This window comes from Oceanobacillus sp. FSL W7-1304, assembly GCF_037969805.1.
Taxonomy (GTDB): Bacteria; Bacillota; Bacilli; order Bacillales; family Amphibacillaceae; genus Oceanobacillus; species Oceanobacillus profundus.
This window is the reverse complement of sequence record NZ_CP150211.1, coordinates 2,584,178-2,599,800: the sequence shown is the minus strand read 5'-3', so window position 1 is coordinate 2,599,800 and position 15,623 is coordinate 2,584,178. Positions and strand designations below refer to the sequence as shown.

At 40.3% G+C, this 15,623-nt stretch carries 14 protein-coding genes and 1 other annotated feature; all 14 genes read left to right on the top strand.

Features of this window, described 5'->3' with window-relative positions; translation table 11 throughout:
* The first annotated feature begins 2 nt into the window (after positions 1-2).
* The 14 genes from NYE61_RS13220 to rpoC all read left to right on the top strand — a co-directional run bounded on the left by NYE61_RS13220 (position 3) and on the right by rpoC (position 15,532).
* Positions 3-404: a Mini-ribonuclease 3 gene (locus NYE61_RS13220; RefSeq protein WP_118890039.1), complete on the top strand. Its 402-nt coding sequence runs from the start codon at positions 3-5 to the stop codon at positions 402-404.
* A 1-nt stretch (position 405) separates the two neighbouring features.
* Positions 406-1,152 carry a 23S rRNA (guanosine(2251)-2'-O)-methyltransferase RlmB gene (gene rlmB / locus NYE61_RS13215; protein WP_095313589.1) on the top strand — a complete coding sequence of 249 codons (747 nt, stop codon included), beginning with the start codon at positions 406-408 and terminating at the stop codon, positions 1,150-1,152.
* Positions 1,153-1,662 carry an NYN domain-containing protein gene (locus tag NYE61_RS13210; RefSeq protein ID WP_095313586.1) on the top strand — a complete coding sequence of 170 codons (510 nt, stop codon included), beginning with the start codon at positions 1,153-1,155 and terminating at the stop codon, positions 1,660-1,662.
* A gap of 233 nt (positions 1,663-1,895) precedes the next feature.
* Positions 1,896-2,543 (top strand): RNA polymerase sporulation sigma factor SigH, encoded by a 648-nt coding sequence (gene sigH / locus NYE61_RS13205; RefSeq protein ID WP_095313584.1) that lies wholly within the window; start codon positions 1,896-1,898, stop codon positions 2,541-2,543.
* A 166-nt stretch (positions 2,544-2,709) separates the two neighbouring features.
* Entirely contained in the window at positions 2,710-2,859 is a 150-nt protein-coding gene (gene rpmG, locus NYE61_RS13200; RefSeq protein ID WP_118890041.1) for a 50S ribosomal protein L33, read from the top strand.
* Positions 2,860-2,896: 37 nt separating this feature from the next.
* The gene (gene secE / locus NYE61_RS13195; protein WP_095313580.1) at positions 2,897-3,064 is read left to right on the top strand and encodes a preprotein translocase subunit SecE; all 168 of its coding nucleotides are present in this window, start codon (positions 2,897-2,899) and stop codon (positions 3,062-3,064) included.
* Between the two features lie 413 nt (positions 3,065-3,477).
* Complete coding sequence (nusG, locus tag NYE61_RS13190; RefSeq protein ID WP_095313578.1) at positions 3,478-4,014, top strand: transcription termination/antitermination protein NusG; 537 nt, start codon at positions 3,478-3,480, stop codon at positions 4,012-4,014.
* Between the two features lie 172 nt (positions 4,015-4,186).
* Positions 4,187-4,612 (top strand): 50S ribosomal protein L11, encoded by a 426-nt coding sequence (rplK, locus tag NYE61_RS13185; RefSeq protein WP_144029223.1) that lies wholly within the window; start codon positions 4,187-4,189, stop codon positions 4,610-4,612.
* A gap of 242 nt (positions 4,613-4,854) precedes the next feature.
* Positions 4,855-5,547 (top strand): 50S ribosomal protein L1, encoded by a 693-nt coding sequence (rplA, locus tag NYE61_RS13180; protein WP_095313576.1) that lies wholly within the window; start codon positions 4,855-4,857, stop codon positions 5,545-5,547.
* 50 nt (positions 5,548-5,597) lie between these two features.
* Positions 5,598-5,749: a sequence feature (ribosomal protein L10 leader region), on the top strand.
* Between the two features lie 45 nt (positions 5,750-5,794).
* Positions 5,795-6,295, top strand: coding sequence for a 50S ribosomal protein L10 (gene rplJ / locus NYE61_RS13175; protein ID WP_095313574.1), 501 nt, complete (start codon positions 5,795-5,797; stop codon positions 6,293-6,295).
* Between the two features lie 55 nt (positions 6,296-6,350).
* Positions 6,351-6,713 carry a 50S ribosomal protein L7/L12 gene (gene rplL, locus NYE61_RS13170; RefSeq protein ID WP_118890042.1) on the top strand — a complete coding sequence of 121 codons (363 nt, stop codon included), beginning with the start codon at positions 6,351-6,353 and terminating at the stop codon, positions 6,711-6,713.
* Between the two features lie 416 nt (positions 6,714-7,129).
* On the top strand, positions 7,130-7,732 hold the full coding sequence (locus NYE61_RS13165) for a class I SAM-dependent methyltransferase (RefSeq protein ID WP_118890043.1): 603 nt from the start codon (positions 7,130-7,132) through the stop codon (positions 7,730-7,732).
* Positions 7,733-8,264: 532 nt separating this feature from the next.
* On the top strand, positions 8,265-11,801 hold the full coding sequence (gene rpoB / locus NYE61_RS13160) for a DNA-directed RNA polymerase subunit beta (RefSeq protein ID WP_118890044.1): 3,537 nt from the start codon (positions 8,265-8,267) through the stop codon (positions 11,799-11,801).
* Positions 11,802-11,923: 122 nt separating this feature from the next.
* Positions 11,924-15,532 (top strand): DNA-directed RNA polymerase subunit beta', encoded by a 3,609-nt coding sequence (rpoC, locus tag NYE61_RS13155; protein ID WP_303449663.1) that lies wholly within the window; start codon positions 11,924-11,926, stop codon positions 15,530-15,532.
* Positions 15,533-15,623 lie beyond the last annotated feature (91 nt).

Sequence of the window (15,623 nt, the reverse complement as noted above, 5' to 3'; positions counted from 1 at the left end):
TCATGAAGTTGGATCCAAAGCAATTGAAAAGCCTAGCACTCGCATATATGGGAGATGCTATATATGAAACCCATGTCAGGGAGCATTTGCTTCAAAAAGGAACCGTAAAGCCGAACCAGCTACATCAAGAAGCGATTACTTTTGTTTCTGGAAAATCCCAAGCGGCTGTCATTCTTAACTGGGCAGCCAAAGCGGATTTTTTAAATGAGGAAGAACGGGCTGTTGTAGGGAGAGGGAGAAATGCTAAGTCTGGTTCTATTCCGAAAAACACAAGTGTACAAACCTATCGTTATAGTACGGCATTTGAAGCATTAATCGGCTATCACTATTTATCTGGAAACGAAACACGTCTTAAGGAACTGTTAGAAAGTGCGATTGAATTTGTAGAAGAGAGGAGTGGATAACATGGATCAAGAGTTAATAATTGGAAAAAATCCAGTAATGGAAGCATTAAAATCCGGCCGTTCTGTTAATAAAGTGGTTATATCGGAGCAATTGAATCCGAATGTGCAAAAGAAATTGCAACAAATGGCGAGAGAAGCTGGAACGATTGTACAAAAAGTGCCGAAATCAAAGCTTGAACAACTTGATTCCGGTAATCACCAAGGTGTGATTGCTTATGTTGCGTCCTATCAATATGCAACACTTGATGATTTATTTCAGCGGGCAGAAGAAAGAAATGAAGACCCCTTCTTCATCATTTTGGATGAATTGGAGGATCCACATAATCTAGGATCTATCTTGCGGACTGCGGATGCAACAGGAGCGCATGGAGTCATCATTCCGAAGCGGCGCTCGGTAGGTTTAACCGCAACTGTTGCGAAAACAGCTGCAGGAGCGATGGAGCATATTCCAGTAGCGCGGGTGACGAATATCGCCAATACAATTGATGAATTAAAAGAAAGACAGGTATGGGTTGTCGGTACAGAAGCAGAAGCAACGGAGGACTATCGCAAGTTGGACGGGGCATTGCCAATCGCTCTTGTAATTGGCAATGAAGGAAAGGGTATTAGTCGACTTGTTCGGAAGAAGTGTGATTGGACAGTAAGCTTACCAATGAAGGGAGCAGTATCTTCCTTGAACGCCTCAGTTGCCTGTAGTTTGCTTCTCTATGAGGTATATCGTAAAAGATACCCATTGGGTGATGTATAGATGGTCGTTCTTATTGTAGATGGCTATAATATTATTGGAGCATGGGAAGAGCTGCAACAACTAAAGGAAAAAGAAATTGGACAAGCTCGTGACCGTCTGGTTGAATGGATGGCTGAATACCAAGCGTATTCCGGCCATCGTGTCATTATCGTATTCGATGCGTACTATGTTAAAGGGATTTCAAGTAAATTAAAGCAATATAAAGTTGAAGTAATTTATACAAAGGAAAAGGAAACAGCTGATGAATGTATCGAAAAGCTTGTGAAAGAAGTAAAAAATGTGAAGACACAAGTATATGTAGCTACATCTGATTATGCAGAGCAGCGTACGATTTTCGGACAAGGAGCTCTTCGTAAGTCTGCTCGTGAACTATTTATTGAAATGCAGGACATTGAAAAGGAAATTGAAGTTAGCATTGAACTGCATAAAAAAATGCAACCACAATCTAAAATTAAGTTGGACGAAGAAATCCTTCAGAAATTTGAAAAGATGAGAAGGGGAGAAATATAGCATAAAAATAGTGTTCAAAAAGGGGGATGAAAAGACATGTCGGAAATTAGTCGAATGCCCTATTTCTCGGGGTGTTATTTTCGCCGGACTTTTTGAACAACTAAAAAGTTTGATTTTTGCGCTATTTCGACATATTTTGCATGTAAACGCTTCTTGTTCATGTTGACGGTTCTGAAACGAGTACTGTATACTATGTCCTAAGTGACAACCGAGATAGTCAGGGGGCAATCTTAATGAGCGTCGAGCAAATAGTAAAAGACAATCGAAGTATTAGTAAGCTTGAAGATGACGATTTGCTGCAACTTGTTCGTCGAGGCGACAGTCGAGCGCTGGACATATTAATTAACAGGTACATTAATTTTGTCCGAGCAAAAGCACGAACGTATTTTTTAATTGGCGCAGATAAAGAGGACATCATTCAAGAAGGAATGATCGGATTATATAAAGCAATTCGCGATTATAATGGGGACAAGCTATCTTCATTTAAAGCATTTGCTGAGCTCTGTGTGACGCGTCAGATTATCACTGCAATTAAAACAGCGACAAGACAGAAGCATATTCCACTTAACTCCTATGTTTCCCTCGATAAGCCAATCTATGATGAAGAATCAGATCGCACATTGTTGGATGTAATTGCAGGATCGAAAGAGATTGATCCTCAAGAGCTTCTCATTAACAGAGAAAATTTCGGAGATATGGAAATGAAATTATCCGAATTATTAAGCGAGTTGGAAAGACAAGTGCTCCATTTGTATTTGGACGGAAGGTCCTACCAGGAAATATCGATTGAATTGAAACGACATGTCAAATCGATTGATAATGCTTTGCAACGTGTAAAACGAAAGCTCGAACAACTGATGGATGTGACTGAAACACCATAAATAATCAAGATTTAGATTGGGAGAATAACAGAAAGCTAACCTTCACCGTTTTTGTTTAAAACATTTGATATTATTTGGCTCGCGGGTTGTTGAGACGTTGACACGTTATGGCAAAACGTGCTAAATTAGAACAAAAGGAAAATACCCTATGTGTGGGGTGAAATAGATGAGTAATAAAATCACGTTAGCGTGTGCAATTTGTTCAAGCAGAAATTATTCAACGAATAAGAATGTATCCACAAAGGCTACGAGATTAGAAGTACGTAAATATTGCAAAACATGTGGGCAACATACATTGCATCGTGAAACAAAGTAAGTGCGCATTTTAAGCGGAGTTTTTGGGGGGTACAAGCATGTTCAGATTCTTTAAAGATGTATCTAGAGAAATGAAAAAAGTTAGCTGGCCAAAAGGTAAAGAGCTGACCAATTATACCATTATCGTTATTTCAACCGTAGTATTTGTAGCACTATTCTTTTTTATTGTTGATTTAGGTATTTCTCAAGTTTTAAACTTATTTTGAATAAATGTGTTTAATTATGCTATAATGAAAAATAATATACCCTTTTAAAAACCCGGTCAAAGCGGGTTTTTTAAATTGGAGAAAATGGTAGACGATTCGTGATTGAATGATAAATCAAGCTGCTATAAAGTGTGTGTTCAAAAGAGGATAAAAAGGACCGAGAAGTTCGAGGTGTTGTAGCTCCTGATAGCGGAACGTATGGGTTTAATACGTGAGCAGACGTTCTTGCACGCGGGAAAAGTGTTTTTCTATTGCAAGGAATGGAAAACCAAGCCAACGAGCTTCCGCAGGATGTGGTGACTTCGGTGTTCGACACAGGACGTGTCGGTATTTAATCGAAGGTCTACTGTTCTCGATGTGTCATTTTTACCGGACTTTTTGAACAGCCTTATAAGGGAGGGAGCCCTGTATAAATGGAGAAAAATTGGTATGTTGTTCATACGTATTCCGGTTATGAAAATAAAGTAAAGATGAACTTGGAGAAACGTGTAGAAACAATGGGAATGGAAGATAAAATCTTCCGTGTAATCGTTCCAGAAGACGAGGAAACAGAAATTAAAAACGGTAAAAAGAAAGTCATGAAAAAGAAATCATTCCCTGGTTATGTATTAACAGAAATGATTATGACAGACGATTCCTGGTATGTTGTAAGAAACACGCCTGGCGTAACTGGTTTTGTTGGATCTAGCGGGCACGGTGCAAAACCGACACCATTACTTCCAGATGAAATTGATGTTGTTTTAAAGCGTATGGGTGTATCAGAACCGACCGTACAGGTTGATTTTGAAATCAAAGAAAATGTACGAGTTGCTGACGGCCCATTCACTGATTTCACAGGATCAATTGAGCACATTGATATGGACAAGCAAAAATTAAAAGTTCATGTTAATATGTTTGGTAGAGAAACCCCTGTTGAATTGGATTTCTCGCAGGTTGAAAAGCTGTCTTAAAATGAACTTCTAAAAAAAGAGACAACAAAACCTTGCATTATTTAGCATTTCATGCTAAAATTTTTTTGTTATTTATGCCCTGGATAGGGCGTTGATAAATGGAGTGGGAGGGTATACCAATACAATCATAGGACCCTATTACCACATCACGGACTTTAAGGAGGTGTGTCTCGTGGCTAAAAAAGTAATCAAGTTAGTGAAATTGCAAATCCCAGCTGGTAAAGCAAACCCAGCACCGCCAGTAGGACCGGCACTAGGTCAAGCAGGTGTTAATATCATGGGATTCTGTAAAGAATTCAATGCTCGTACACAAGATCAAGCGGGTTTAATTATTCCTGTTGAAATTACGGTATTTGAAGACCGTTCATTTACATTTATTACAAAGACTCCACCAGCAGCTGTTCTTTTGAAAAAAGCAGCAGGTCTTGAATCTGGTTCTGGTGAGCCTAACAAGAACAAGGTCGCTACATTGAAACGCGATCAAGTAAAAGAAATTGCGGAATCTAAAATGCCTGATTTAAACGCAGCTGATGTTGAAGCGGCAATGCGTATGGTTGAAGGTACTGCACGAAGCATGGGAATTGTTATCGAAGATTAATTTTTGCAAATAGGAAAGTGTAAAACTTTGCTATTTGTACAAGTGCAACTAAGGCATTTGCCCAACGCTTGGCGATTGCTGAGTTTTCTAATACGGTATAGGTTGCGGTTGGCTGACCATTCGCAACCTTTTTCGTGGGTGTGATGGACCTAGTTTTAGGTTCGTTACACGCTTTATAAAAGCTGTTTGCTTTTATAAGTGGGAGGTATTACCGTTATAACCACAATAGAGGAGGAAATAAAATGGCAAAAACAGGTAAGAAGTATCAAGAAAATGCAAAGCTTGTTGACCGTACAAATTTGTATGAAATTAAAGAAGCTGTTGCATTAGCGAAACAAACTGCTAAAGCAAACTTTGACGAAACAGTTGAAGCTGCATTCCGTCTTGGAGTAGATCCGAAGAAAGCAGATCAACAAATCCGTGGAGCAATGGTATTGCCACATGGAACTGGTAAAACACAACGCGTGCTTGTGTTCGCTAAAGGTGAAAAAGCAAAAGAAGCAGAAGCTGCAGGAGCAGATTATGTAGGAGAGACAGAATTCATTGAGAAAATCAACAAAGGTTGGTTTGAATTTGATGTTATTGTAGCGACTCCTGATATGATGGCTGAAGTAGGTAAGCTTGGACGTGTGTTAGGACCAAAAGGTCTAATGCCAAACCCTAAAACTGGAACAGTTACTTTTGAAGTAGAAAAAGCTGTTAAAGATATTAAAGCTGGTAAAGTAGAATACCGTGTAGATAAGTCTGCAAATATCCATGTTCCAATTGGAAAAATCTCATTTGAAGATGAGAAATTGGTTGAAAACTTCGTAGCACTTACAGAACAACTTGTGAAAGTAAAACCGCAAGCTGCTAAAGGTACGTACATGAAGAATGTTTCAATCGCTTCTACAATGGGACCTGGAATCAAAGTTGACGTATCTGATTTTCGTTAATTAGGTGTTGACTTTGTCGCAGTGTTCCGTTATACTAAATTGCGTCATAATAAAATGAATATGTTATACCGTAGACAGTAGGTGCGGATTTCCGCTTAATATCCTGCCGAGGTTTGTTTATATACAGATGAGTTAATCTATGTTAATGTCCATTTGTTATATTAAGCTCCCATGTCTACGTGGGAGCTTTTCTTATATATCCCAGCGGTGTAATGATATGAAAGAAATGATAATAGGAGGTGGAACAATGTCTGCAGTAATTGAACAAAAGAAACAATTAGTTGAAGAAATCACAGAAAAATTCCGTGCTAGTCAAACTTCAATAGTGGTTGACTACCGTGGTCTTGATGTGGCAGAAGTTACAGCATTACGTAAAGAACTACGCGATGCGGGAATCGACTTTAAAGTTTACAAAAATACAATGACTCGCCGTGCTGTAGAAGCAGCTGAACTTTCAGGCTTGAACGATGTGTTGGTAGGACCAACAGCTATCGCTTTCAGTAACGATGATGTAGTAGCACCAGCAAGAATTCTTAATAACTTCATGAAAGAACATGAGGCATTAGAAATCAAAGGTGGCGTTATCGAAGGTCAAGTAGCTAGCCTTGAACAAATTCAAGAGCTTGCTGAGCTTCCAAACTACGAAGGTATGGTGTCTATGCTGCTTAGCGTGCTTCAAGCACCTATCCGTAACTTTGCTTACGTTACGAAAGCAGTTGCAGAACAAAAAGAAGAACAAGGCGCTTAATAATCGCCTGACGATATTACTAAATTAAACTAAAATATTAGGAGGAAAATATATCATGACTAAAGAAGAAATGATTGGCGCAATCAAAGAAATGTCCGTTTTAGAATTAAACGATCTTGTTAAAGCAATCGAAGAAGAATTTGGAGTAACTGCTGCTGCACCTGTAGCTGCTGCTGGTGCTGCTGGTGGAGCTGCTGTTGAAGAGCAAACTGAGTTTGATGTAGTACTTACAAGTGCTGGAGCATCAAAAATCAAAGTTGTTAAAGCTGTTCGTGAAATCACTGGTCTTGGTCTTAAAGACGCAAAAGACTTAGTAGATAACGCGCCAAAAGCAATTAAAGAAGGCGTAGCTAAAGAAGAAGCTGAAGAAGTTAAAGGTAAACTTGAAGAAGCTGGCGCTGAAGTAGAAGTTAAATAATTTTGCTAATAGAAAATGATAGAGCTCGTCGAATTTCGGCGGGCTTTTTATCACGCGTTAATGGAGTGAAGAACCCCAACCTCTAATTGCGAGGGGGATCTTGTGGTATGAACAGCCGTAATCTCCTGATTCTGTTTAACTAACATCCAGAAGGCTGACTGCCTGAATAAAGTTTCACTTTATTATTGATGCGGTATTTTATTGCCAGATCAAAATAATTAAGAGTAATTCATGTCGATTGTATAAAAGAGAAGATCTTGATCTAACTACTTTCGGCATTTTCTTTTTTTGTGCCTGTCGATGTATATGGTGCAAGAGAGGTATCTTCGATTGAATTAAGTTTTATATATTATCTGGAGGTGGTTTGCTTTCAGGTATCTTCTAATTTTAAATATAACTAAGAAGTAGGTGCCCAAATGTCTGAGCATTACTTTTCTAATAAACCTCAATCTAAAACTTTACCAAAAACATGGACGTACCAACTAAGAGGAAAAAAATATACGTTTACAAGTGATGTTGGCGTGTTTTCAAAAAACGAAGTCGATTTTGGTTCGAGACTTTTAATAGAGCAATTTCAGGAGCCAAGTGTTCCTGGCGATCTATTGGACCTTGGTTGTGGTTATGGTCCAATTGGAATCGCGCTTGCGAATGATTTTGTCAATCGCCAAGTTGTGATGGTGGATGTAAATGAGCGTGCGCTTGCGCTTGCTGAGAAAAATGCGGCTATCAATAATCAAATAAACACTGAGGTTATCCAAAGTGATCGTTTGTCAGGTTTGCCTGGACGGAAGTTCGCGGCCATCCTCACGAACCCGCCGATTCGAGCGGGAAAGCAAGTGGTTCATCAAATGTTTGAGGATTCGAAAAAAGCTTTGCTTCCGGATGGTCAATTATGGGTGGTTATTCAAAAGAAGCAAGGAGCACCTTCGGCGATGGATAAGATCGAGGACTTGTTTGGAAATGTAGATGTTGTTATCAAAAGTAAAGGATACTATATATTAAGAGCTTTAAATGTTTGACCACATAGAATTAGTGTGATAAGATTGGAAGATGGTAACATGGGGATTCTTTTGTCAAGGGAATCTTTATAAAATATGGGACGTATATTTGATTGCTGAACGGCAACACTGGTAGAATCGGAAAAAATGCAGGGTTTTATAATAAAGCCTTTTTTCTAGTTTACCAAAATAAATGCTATGTGTACAACTAGTATTTGTTGTATTGCTTTCAAATGCTGGTGAAGGGTAAGAGATGTGAAACACTTCAACGGCACGCTGGCAAGCATGTTCCATGAATTTCAATGCTTTAAAATTTGTTCGGCATATTGCTGAGCGAAAAGTTTAGCTAGGTAGATAGGATAGTGAAAAGCTTACTATTTACATCAATGCAACGAAGGTATTTACTTAAATAATTTGTGAATGCCTAAGTTTTGAAAAAGTTAGGTTCGAAAAACAAAACTGAGAATCACTTTTTCTCGTATTGTTTTTTTCTAAATATGATTCTCTTTTTGTCAGACAGCGACAAAAAGACACGATTTAAGGGGTGAAGCAGTTGACAGGTCAACTAGTTCAGTATGGACGGCACCGCCAGCGCAGGAGCTATGCACGTATCAGTGAAGTTTTAGAATTACCGAATCTAATCGAGATTCAAACCGCTTCATATGAATGGTTCCTCGAAGAAGGCTTAAGAGAGATGTTCCAGGATATTTCTCCAATTGAAGATTTTACAGGAAACCTATCACTTGAGTTTGTAGATTACAGTTTAGGTGAGCCGAAGTATCCTGTAGATGAATCAAAGGAAAGAGATGTTACGTACAATGCTCCGCTTCGCGTGAAGGTTCGTTTAATTAATAATGAAACCGGTGAAGTGAAAGAACAGGAAGTATTTATGGGAGATTTCCCACTTATGACAGATACAGGTACATTTATTATTAATGGAGCTGAACGAGTTATCGTTTCACAGCTCGTACGTTCACCTAGTGTCTACTTTAATGAAAAAATCGATAAAAATGGTAAGCGTGGTATTGCTGCTACCGTTATTCCGAATCGTGGTGCATGGCTTGAGTTCGAAACGGATGCGAAAGACATTGCATATGTCCGCATTGATCGTACACGTAAATTACCAATTACAGTATTGTTACGTGCATTAGGCTTTGGCACAGATCAGGAAATCGTCGATCTATTAGGCGAGAATGAATACTTACGAAATACACTTGAAAAAGATAATACAGAGACCACAGAAAAGGCATTATTGGAAATCTATGAGCGTTTACGCCCGGGTGAGCCACCTACAGTGGAGAATGCGAAAAGCTTACTAATTTCCCGTTTCTTTGATCCGAAGCGTTATGACCTTGCACATGTTGGTCGTTACAAGATGAATAAAAAGCTTCATATTAAAAACCGTCTGTTCAATCAGATTTTGGCTGAGTCTATTGTTGATCCTGAAACAGGAGAGGTTTTAGCTGAAAAAGGTGAACGATTAGAACGGAAACTATTAGATAAAATTCTTCCGTATTTAGAAAGGGAAGAAGATCGTTTCGGCGAGCGAATTCTTGAACCGAACGATGGTATTTTAGAAGATGAAATCAATATTCAGTCCGTTAAAATTATGGATCCAACTGATCCGAGCGGTGAGCGTGAATTAACTGTAATCGGAAATGGCGGCGTAACAAAAGAAGTTAAAAATATAACGCCAGCAGATATTTTAGCTTCTATTAGCTATTTCTTTAATCTGCTTTACAAGGTTGGGGACACAGATGATATTGACCATCTTGGAAACCGCAGACTTCGTTCGGTTGGTGAGTTGTTGCAAAATCAATTCCGTATCGGATTATCTCGTATGGAGCGAGTTGTACGTGAAAGAATGTCAATTCAGGACACGTCAAGCGTAACTCCGCAACAGTTAATTAATATTCGTCCAGTAATTGCTTCAATTAAAGAGTTCTTCGGTAGCTCTCAGCTTTCGCAATTTATGGATCAGACAAACCCATTAGGCGAATTGACGCATAAGCGTCGTCTATCAGCGCTAGGGCCAGGTGGTTTGACGCGTGAACGCGCTGGTTTCGAAGTTCGTGACGTTCACTATTCTCACTATGGTCGTATGTGTCCGATTGAAACGCCGGAGGGGCCAAACATTGGATTGATTAACTCTCTGTCAAGCTATGCAAAGGTAAATAAATTTGGTTTTATTGAATCGCCATACCGTCGTGTAGATCCGGAAACCGGTGAAGTAACGATGAAAATTGATTACCTAACAGCAGATGAACAAGATAACTATATCGTGGCACAAGCAAACGCGAAACTTGATGAGAACAATAAATTTGTTGATGCTGAAGTGATCGCTCGTTTCCGTGAAGACAATATCATTGTTTCCCGTGATAAGATTGATTACATGGATGTATCGCCGAAACAGGTAGTTTCTGCTGCGACAGCTTGTATCCCGTTCTTGGAAAACGATGACTCTAACCGCGCATTGATGGGTGCGAACATGCAACGTCAGGCGGTTCCGTTAATGAAGCCTGAAGCACCAATTGTGGGCACTGGTATGGAGTATGTAAACGGGAAAGACTCTGGAGCTGCGGTAATTAGCCGTGGTGAGGGTGTTGTGGAACGTGTAGAAGCGAAGGAAATTGTTATCCGTCACATTTCGGAAGTTGACGGTAAAGAAGTTCAAGGTGACGTTGTTCACTATAAGCTGCAAAAATACAAACGTTCGAACCAAGGAACTTGTTATAATCAACGCCCTATCGTTAGTGAGGGTGACCGCGTAACAAAGGGTGAGGTACTTGCTGACGGGCCTTCAATGGAAGATGGAGAGCTTGCTTTAGGTCGTAACGTTCTTGTTGGATTTATGACTTGGGAAGGTTATAACTATGAGGATGCGATCATCATGAGTGAAAGACTCGTGAAAGACGATGTATATACATCCATCCACATTGAGGAATTTGAGTCCGAAGCCCGTGATACAAAGCTTGGACCGGAAGAAATAACAAGAGATATCCCGAACGTTGGGGAAGACGCACTGAAGAACCTGGATGAGTATGGAATTATCCGTGTCGGTGCAGAAGTAACCGATGGAGATATTCTAGTTGGTAAAGTAACACCTAAAGGGGTTACGGAATTATCTGCAGAGGAAAGACTATTGCATGCTATCTTTGGCGAGAAAGCTCGTGAAGTGCGTGATACGTCCCTACGCGTTCCACATGGTGGAGGCGGTATTGTACTGGATGTTAAAATCTTCAATCGTGAAGATGGAGACGAACTGCCACCAGGTGTTAACCAGTTGGTTCGTGCGTATATTGTACAAAAACGTAAAATCCATGAAGGGGATAAAATGGCCGGTCGTCACGGTAACAAAGGGGTTATCTCCAAAATTTTACCGGAAGAAGATATGCCGTTTTTACCAGATGGTACACCAATCGACATTATGCTTAACCCACTTGGCGTTCCGTCGCGTATGAACATCGGACAAGTGTTTGAGTTACATTTAGGAATGGCTGCTAGACAGCTTGGTATCCATGTTGCAAGTCCTGTATTTGATGGAGCAACAGAAGAAGATGTATGGGAAACACTTGAAGAAGCTGGTATGCCAAGAGATGCGAAAACAATTCTTTATGACGGCAGAACTGGAGAAGCGTTTGATAACCGTGTGTCTGTAGGGGTCATGTACATGATCAAACTTGCGCACATGGTTGATGATAAGCTTCACGCACGTTCAACTGGACCTTACTCACTTGTAACACAGCAGCCACTTGGTGGTAAAGCACAATTTGGTGGACAGCGTTTTGGTGAGATGGAGGTTTGGGCATTAGAGGCTTACGGTGCGGCGTACACACTACAGGAAATTCTTACTGTGAAATCGGATGATACAGTAGGACGTGTGAAAACATACGAAGCAATTGTGAAAGGTGATAATGTTCCAGAACCAGGAGTACCAGAATCTTTCAAGGTACTAATCAAGGAATTACAAAGTCTTGGTATGGATGTTAAAATGCTTTCGAGCGATGAACAAGAAATCGATATGCGTGAACTAGAAGAGGAAGAAGTTCAGGCGGCAACAAAGCTTAATATCGATGTAGAAGAGAATTAATGACACAATCCAGAATTGGTTCCAGGGTCTTTTCAAGGGCCCTCTGAACCGTTCTGTTGTATATAATTATTTTTACATGAATCCAGAGGTAAAATTGCACATTAAAAAGGGAGGATTGCCCCTTGTTAGATGTAAATAATTTTGAGTATATGAAAATAGGTCTTGCTTCACCAGAAAAAATCCGTTCTTGGTCTTACGGTGAAGTGAAAAAACCAGAAACAATTAACTATCGTACGTTAAAGCCAGAAAAGGATGGCTTGTTCTGTGAGCGTATTTTTGGACCACAGAAGGACTGGGAATGTCATTGCGGGAAGTACAAACGCGTGCGCTATAAAGGCGTAGTTTGTGATCGTTGTGGTGTTGAAGTGACGAAGGCGAAAGTTCGCCGTGAACGCATGGGTCATATTGAACTTGCTGCACCTGTTTCCCATATCTGGTATTTTAAAGGAATTCCAAGTCGAATGGGCCTTGTGTTAGATATGTCTCCGCGTGCGTTGGAAGAGGTTATTTATTTCGCTGCGTATATCGTTACAGATCCAGGCGGCACTCCTTTGGAGAAAAAACAGTTATTATCGGAAAAAGAATACCGTGCTTATTATGATAAGTATGGCAATACATTTAAAGCACAAATGGGTGCAGAAGCGATTCGTAAGCTTCTTCAGGATATTGACCTTGAAAAAGAAGTAGATGCATTGAGAGAAGAACTAAAATCAGCACAAGGGCAACGAAGAACACGAGCAATCAAACGTTTAGAAGTGATGGAAGCATTCCGTCATTCTGGTAATGATACGAGTTGGATGGTATTAGATGTTCTTCCAGTCATACCACCAGAAATTCGTCCGATGGTACAATTGGATGGTGGACGTTTCGCAACTTCCGACTTGAACGACTTGTATCGCCGTGTAATTAATCGTAACAATCGTTTGAAACGCTTATTAGATCTTGGAGCACCAAGCATTATTGTGCAAAACGAAAAACGTATGCTTCAAGAAGCGGTTGATGCATTGATCGATAATGGTCGTCGCGGCCGTCCGGTTACAGGACCAGGTAATCGTCCATTGAAATCCTTATCTCACATGTTGAAAGGGAAGCAAGGACGTTTCCGTCAAAACTTACTTGGAAAACGTGTGGATTATTCCGGACGTTCCGTAATCGTTGTAGGTCCAAACCTAAAAATGTACCAATGTGGACTGCCTAGAGAGATGGCATTAGAGCTTTTCAAACCATTTATCATGAAAGAGCTCGTAGAACGAGGTCTTGCGCATAACATTAAATCAGCTAAGCGTAAAATTGAACGTGTACATCCTGATGTATGGGATGTATTGGAAGATGTGATTAAGGAGCACCCTGTTCTCCTTAACCGAGCACCAACCTTGCACCGATTAGGTATCCAAGCATTTGAACCGACATTGGTAGATGGTCGTGCAATTCGTCTGCATCCACTAGTATGTACTGCTTATAACGCTGACTTTGATGGTGACCAAATGGCTGTTCACGTACCTTTATCAGCAGAAGCGCAAGCAGAAGCTCGTATTCTAATGCTTGCTGCTCAAAATATCTTAAACCCGAAAGACGGGAAACCGGTTGTAACACCGTCACAGGATATGGTATTAGGAAACTATTACTTGACGCTTGAGCGTGAAGATGCTGTCGGTGAAGGAAGTATCTTTAAAGATGCTAACGAAGCGTTTATTGCATATCAAAACGGTTATGTTCACTTGCATACGCGTGTGGGTGTAGATGCCTCTAGTCTTCATAACAAGACATTTACAGAGGAGCAAAACAGCCAAATAATGCTAACGACGGTTGGTAAGTTAATTTTCAATGAAATCTTACCAGAGTCATTCCCGTATATTAATGAACCGTCCAAAACAAATCTTGAGGAAAAAACTCCAGAGCATTATTTTGTGGAACGCGGCGCTAATATTAAAGAGGAAATTAAAAAACGCGAAATAATCAAACCGTTTAAGAAAGGCTTCTTAGGCGATATTATCGCAGAAGTATTTAAACGATATAAAATCACGGAAACGTCTAAAATGCTTGACCGAATGAAGGATCTTGGATTTAGCTATTCAACAAAAGCTGGTATGACAGTTGGTATTTCGGATATCGTTGTATTGGCTGAAAAAGAAAAGATCTTAGATGAAGCACAAATAAAAGTAGACAAAGTACTAAAGCAATTCCGTCGTGGGTTGATTACCGAGGAAGAGCGCTATGATCGAGTTATTTCGATTTGGTCTCAAGCGAAAGATGTCATTCAAGATAAATTGATGGGTTCATTAAGTAATCGAAACCCAATCTTTATGATGAGTGATTCTGGAGCGAGGGGTAACGCTTCTAACTTTACACAGCTTGCAGGTATGCGTGGACTTATGGCCGACCCGGGTGGACGTATCATTGAGATCCCGATTAAATCAAGTTTCCGTGAAGGTTTAACAGTACTTGAGTACTTTATTTCAACACACGGTGCACGTAAGGGACTTGCGGATACAGCACTAAAAACTGCTGACTCTGGTTACTTAACAAGACGACTTGTTGATGTAGCGCAGGATGTTATTATCCGTGAAGCAGATTGTGGAACTGATCGTGGCTTGTCCGTGTCTGCATTAGTCGATGGTTCGGAAGTCATTGAACCACTACTCGACCGTTTGATTGGCCGAACTGCTTTCATGAATGTAAAACATCCAGAAACAGGAGAGCTGATTGTCGGAAAGAACGATCTGATTACAGAAGACCAAGCGAAAGTAATTGTGGAAGTAGGTATTGAAGAGGTAACGATTCGAACTGCGTTTACATGTAATACGAAACATGGTGTTTGTCAGAAATGTTATGGCCGCAACCTAGCAACAGGTGCTGATGTGGAAGTAGGAGAAGCTGTAGGTATTATTGCAGCTCAATCGATCGGTGAGCCAGGTACACAGCTTACAATGCGTACGTTCCATACCGGTGGGGTTGCCGGAGACGATATTACACAAGGTTTACCGCGTATTCAAGAATTATTTGAAGCACGTAATCCAAAAGGGCAAGCAGTAATTACTGAAATTGATGGTACTGTTCTAGAATTTAAAGAGGTCAAGGATAAGCAAGAGGTTGTTATCCAAGGCGCTGTTGAGCAACGCTCGTATGCAGTTCCATACAACGCTCGCATGAAGGTTACAATCGGAGATACAGTTGTAGCCGGACAAGAGCTCACTGAAGGTTCTGTTGATCCAAAAGAACTCCTTCGTATAAAAGGGGTAGACGGTGTTCAAGATTACTTGCTTCGTGAAGTGCAACGCGTTTACCGTATGCAAGGGGTAGAAATTGGTGATAAGCACGTAGAAGTAATGGTTCGTCAAATGCTTCGTAAAGTTCGTGTTAATTCTGCTGGTGATACTGACGTTTTACCAGGTTCCTTACTTGAATTACACCAATTCAAAGATGCCAACCATACCGTGCTAAACACTGGCGGAGACCCGGCAACAGGTCGACCGGTATTACTTGGTATTACAAAAGCATCTCTTGAAACAGACTCATTCCTTTCTGCCGCATCATTCCAAGAAACAACTCGTGTTCTTACGGATGCAGCAATTAAAGGAAAGCGCGATGAATTACTCGGCTTAAAAGAAAATGTTATTATCGGTAAACTGGTTCCAGCAGGTACTGGAATGCAACAATACCGAAGCATTAAAGCAGATATGGATCGTCCAGAGGAAGCACAAGTTGAAGAAGAAACAGAAACAGTTCAATAATAACGGCTGTTTTAAGTTAACGTGATGATTCTAGTCCGTTCCTGATTAAAGAATTGATAGAAGCTAAACAAGTAAAAAAATCGGGATCACC